Raw genomic sequence first — 4806 nt, 5'->3', positions numbered from 1 at the left:
TTCGAGTGCGCCGGCATACCCGCGCACGTTGCGCCGATGCCCGTACTTTGAATCGAAGTCGTTGAGATTCACGAAAACAAAGCCGTTGTCCACCCGTTCCAATATGTCGAATGCCTTCCCCATCGCATCCCGATTATCCGTCACCCGGACCGATGAAGCGATTCCGTGCCCACAATATATATCACAAATTTTGCCAACGGCATGAGTCTGTACCCCGCCTTCGGCTAAAGCATCCAAGATGCTGGGCGGAGGCGCAATCGCGTAATCGCGGCGATTGGCCGTGCGGATGAACGCGCCGGGGCTCCCAACGAACGGGCGGGCGATCACCCGGTTGACCGCATGCGGCGGGACGAGCATGGCGCGCGCACGCTCGCACCAATCATAGAGTGTGGCAACAGGAACGACCTCTTCGTGGGCCGCCACCTGGAAGACCGAATCGGCCGATGTGTAGAGAATCGGGCGCCCCGTCGCGACATGCTCCGCGCCCAGTTCGTCGATGATCTCGGTGCCCGAGGCGGGTTTGTTGCCGAGCGGCGGCTTGCCGATGATGCGCGTGAACGCTTCGATCACTTCAGCAGGGAAGCCGTCGGGATAGGTTGGGAACGGCACGTCGGTGATGATTCCGGCCATCTCCCAATGGCCCGTGATCGTGTCCTTGCCGCGGCTCTTCTCTTGCAACCGCGCGACGCGCGCTTGCGGGCGCGTCGCCGGCGGGACGCCGGCAATCGGCGTGAGATTGCCCAGCCCGAGGCGCGCGAAATTCGGCAGGTGCAGCCCACCGAGTCGACGCGATACGTTGCCGAGTGTATTGGCCCCGCCGGCGTCGCCGTACTGGCCCGCATCGGGAAGCGCACCCACACCACCGGAATCCAAAACAATCGTGATAACCCGCACCATCACGACTCGCGTTTCTGGATTTTTGGCGACTGCGCCTTCCCAAATCGAAGCAAACGGCCTTCTGGTAGATGATGAAACGATGAGAGGCTGACCGCCGTTCTTCCCGAAGCGAAGCGGTTCCGTACGAACCATCTGGAGGAGAAACGCTGCGACTTATATCGGCTAGAATCGTGCTTGCGCTCGTGACCTTCGCACTCTGCTGCGGCTCAGCGAGTGCGCGCACGATGATCCACCTCAAGGCCGGCCACATCGCATTCTATTACGACCGCTTCCTGATTGAAGGCGACGGGGGCGTGCACGTTTCGCTGGATAACGGCGTAACGATCAGCGGCGACGCGTTCTCAATGGATCTGAAGCTCAATCGGTTTCTGGTGGCCGGGCACGTGCATGTGGATTCGCCAAGCGGGTCGCAGGATGGGGCGGCGATCGCGGATTTCCTTGATTTTGATCGGGCCTATTTTGTGCCGCTGCTTGCCGCCTCCGCGCCCTCCGCCCTTCGACAAGCTCAGGGTGACATTCCGGATCGGTGGACGTTTGTTGGGAATGATTTTGGGCATCCGATTAAGGGGCGCGTGATGCCGGGGGATACGTTTTATTTTCCGGATACCTCGGGGTCGCGGGCTTTTTTGTATACGCATGACGCCGTGATTGGGGCGCGGTCGTTCGTGCGGTTTGGGCCGAGCCAAGTGCATATCGTTGCCGGCTACCAGCCGTTGCCTTCTTACTACCTCAATTTTTCGGCCGATCCGCATCTGGGTTCCAACTCGCTTGCGGGTGCGAATTTTGACGGGACGTATGAATTTGCCGGCGGCGCGAACGCGATTAGCGCGCTGCATATTCGATACGACACCGTCAACAAAGCCTACCTCGGGTTCGAACAGCACTTGAGCGGCTCGAAGGCCTATGCGGTGTTCTCGATCAACCCGTTCACGCGGCCCTCGAAGTTCTATAACCTGCGGTTATCGGATCAGCCCTCCGACAAACTGCAGATCCAGACGTTTAGCCAATTGCACACCTTCCAATCCGGGCTCAGTCAGCCGTTGGAAGTGCAGCATGTTACGAACGTCTTGGTTACGCAGGCGTTGAATCGCTCGTACCTCCAGCTCAGCTCGCAGTTCGTCAACGATAGTCTGCTGGCGCCGACGCCTAAAAATTACTACGGCGATCCGAATCACGTCTTCGTTCCGAATCACCCGTCGAACGCGGCGATCAGCATCTCGGGATTCGATACGCAAATTAAGGGGACGCCGCTCTTCTTCCGGCCGCGCTTCGGACTCGGGTTCCAGCACGATCTCTACGGACTCCAGCAGATCGGCGGCGTGAACTACACTACGATCTGGAACCACTACGCGGGTCTGACGCTCTTCACGCCGACGTTGAAAGTCTCGCATCCGGCGCGCAGCACGGCGACCGTGTATCTCAATGCGATCTTCGATAAGCAGCGCACCTGGAACTCGACGCCGCATTACACCGACGCCACGAATACCACGCTCAGCCTGAGCCGAAGCCTGGATCCGTTCGGGCATCTGTCGTCGTATCTGCAATATAACATCTTGAACGAGCGCGACGTCTACACAAACGGCAAGGCCTCCTCGCCGTACCAGCCGACCATTCCGATCATTAACGGCGTGCCGGTTCCGGGCTACGCCGCGTTTGCCGGCTCGGCGACGCTGCGTACGCTGAGCCTCGGCCTCCTGTACTCCAATCGTTCGAACTTCTCGGCATCGCTCGTCGCGGAGAAGCACACCGATTTCCCCGCTCCCGTTCCCGGGTTGTTTCCGCTGCCGCCCACGAACGTGCTGGGGCAGTATCAGTACGCCACGTATCTCGGCAAGCCGCCGTACGACATCACCGGCGACGTTCGCTTCCGCATCGATCCGCAAACCTCGATCGATCTGCAGCGGACCTATTACTTTAACTACGCTACGCTGCGATGGAGTCCGCAATTCATTATTCAGGTGACGCATTAATGAAACGAGCGCCCGTGCGTATCGCCCCAGTCCTGATCGCGATCTTCGCGGTGGCCTCGCTCGTCGGGGGCGCCCTCTCGGCGCGCGCGCAAGCGCCCGCGCCGACCGTGGTAACCGCGCAGATTCTCGACTACGAAAAAGGCTATCTCTTCTTCACCTCGGGCGATGGCTTCCACGTGTCGCCGACGGCGCAGATCGTCGACTTCAAAACGCAGGCCGCCACGACGGCGGTGCCGGCCGTTCGCGAGTTCGCGCGCGTCACGTTCGATCCGAACGGCGTCGTCACCAAGATCGAGCTTTCCAACGCGCGGCTCGCCGCTGAGGGCGATCTCTCGCAGGTTCACCGCTTTGCCGTGGCGCTCTCCACCCCGGCTCCGAATCCGGACTTAGCGCCCGCGAAGGGAAGCGCGCTCGCCGGCAGCTGCAACGACGTGACGCCCGGCAAACGCGTGAGCGTTCGCTTTACCGTGCAGGTTCCGCCGATGACCGGGCTCGCCGACCAGATCTACATGACGACCGATCAGGCGGCCTGGAACCCGCAGGCGTACAAGTTCGATCGTATCGACGCGCTGCACTATCAGTCGACGCTCTCGCTGCTCTCGGGGACCGTCTTCCAATATTTGTTCGATCGCGGATCGTCGGAGTCGCTGGAGCGCGGGCAGAACGGCATCGAAGCGAAGCCCGAGCAATTCTGTGTCGGCAGCGCCGACGTGCAGAGCCATACGCACATCGTCTACCACTGGGGCGACGAGTCGGGCGGCAGCAGTACGCTGCCGGTGCCGCAAGCGTTGCCCACGCCGTATAATCCCGCGCCGTTCCCGAATCTTCCGACGCCGGGACCGTTCAAGACGCCTTAGGGCGCGGTTAGCGCAGCGCGATCGGAACGTCGCGCTCCGCTAACGCGCCTTGCGAGTTGCGGGCGATCACTTGCGCGGTGTAGTTGCCGTGCGCGAACCACGGAATGTGCGGGGCTTGGTAGCTGAGCGCGAATTGCCCGAACGCCGTTCGCGGCACGTTAAACGAGTAGCTCGCGATGCGCACTTCCACGCTCGCGACGTTGGTGGACGTCGTCACCGTGCCGGAGATCGTGTCGCCGGAATGGATCACGTTCTGATTGAGATGCACGTCGACGATCTGCGGCGGCGCGCCGGCAGGCAGTACGAGCGGCGTTGGAGCGGGCGTGGGCGTGGCCATTGGAACCGGTGACGGGGAAGCGCTCGGCAGCGGATTTGGATTGGGCACGATCGTCGGATTCGGGAATGGCGTCGGCGCGGCGCTGGCCGTCGCGGTCGGAGCCGGCTGCGGCGTGGCCGGCGGCGCCGCTTGCGCGGTGGCCAGGGCGACGAGCGCGAGGATGAGCGTGAATCCGGACATCGGGTCCTCCTAGTGAATCGTGATGGGCACCGAGGCGCTGGTCGATTGGCCGGGCGTATTGCGCGCGATCACGACGACCGTGTACGTATGCCGCAGGAACGGCGGCAGGTTCGGCACGCGATACGAGAGCGCGAACTGGCCCGGGCCCACTTTGGTGAGGGTGGTGGAGTACCCGACGATGCGGGCTTCCACGCTCGCAACGTTGCTCGAGGTCGTCACGGTTCCGGTAACCGTCTCGCCCGGGGAGACGGTGTGCGAGCTGAGCGAGACGCCCAGGATATGCGGGGGAGCGTCCGGCGGCAGCACGGCCGTAGCCGGGGTGGCCGGAGCGACCGGAGCGGCGGTTGCGGGCGCCGCCGTGGCCGGCAGCGGGGTCGCGGGGTGCGCGGTCGCCCCCGGAACGGCCGGCGGCGATGCGGCGGCAGTCGCGAGAGGTGAGGGCATCGCTGTCGCGGCGCTTGTCGGTGTTGCGGTCGGCACGGGCACGGGCACGGGCAGCGCTTGCGCCGCCTGCTCGCGAGCCTTGCTTCCGGAGATCGATTCGAGTACGGCGATGAAGCCGATC

The 4806-nt window shown here is 63.0% G+C and carries 5 protein-coding genes; 2 read left to right on the top strand and 3 right to left on the bottom strand.

The genetic code is table 11. From position 1 onward, the window contains the following. The coding region (locus VIG32_01415) for a phosphopentomutase (GenBank protein ID HEY8296667.1) at positions 1-897 on the bottom strand (897 nt) is incomplete at its 3' end. A 170-nt stretch (positions 898-1067) separates the two neighbouring features. On the opposite strand from VIG32_01415, the gene VIG32_01410 reads away from it, so the two are divergent. Both VIG32_01410 and VIG32_01405 read left to right on the top strand, forming a co-directional pair. Beyond that, the gene (locus VIG32_01410; protein HEY8296666.1) at positions 1068-2867 is read left to right on the top strand and encodes a hypothetical protein; all 1800 of its coding nucleotides are present in this window, start codon (positions 1068-1070) and stop codon (positions 2865-2867) included. Between the two features lie 14 nt (positions 2868-2881). Then, the gene (locus VIG32_01405) at positions 2882-3724 is read left to right on the top strand and encodes a hypothetical protein (GenBank protein ID HEY8296665.1); all 843 of its coding nucleotides are present in this window, start codon (positions 2882-2884) and stop codon (positions 3722-3724) included. Between the two features lie 7 nt (positions 3725-3731). Here the strand turns inward: VIG32_01405 and VIG32_01400 are convergent, their stop codons facing one another. Together VIG32_01400 and VIG32_01395 are read right to left on the bottom strand one after the other, a co-directional pair. Continuing rightward, positions 3732-4241 (bottom strand): hypothetical protein, encoded by a 510-nt coding sequence (locus tag VIG32_01400; GenBank protein HEY8296664.1) that lies wholly within the window; start codon positions 4239-4241, stop codon positions 3732-3734. A gap of 9 nt (positions 4242-4250) precedes the next feature. Next, positions 4251-4806: hypothetical protein (locus VIG32_01395; protein ID HEY8296663.1), on the bottom strand; the 556-nt coding region annotated here is incomplete at its 5' end.

The organism is Candidatus Baltobacteraceae bacterium (assembly GCA_036559195.1).
Taxonomy (GTDB): Bacteria; Vulcanimicrobiota; Vulcanimicrobiia; order Vulcanimicrobiales; family Vulcanimicrobiaceae; genus JALYTZ01.
This window is presented reverse-complemented; position numbering and strand designations above follow the sequence as displayed.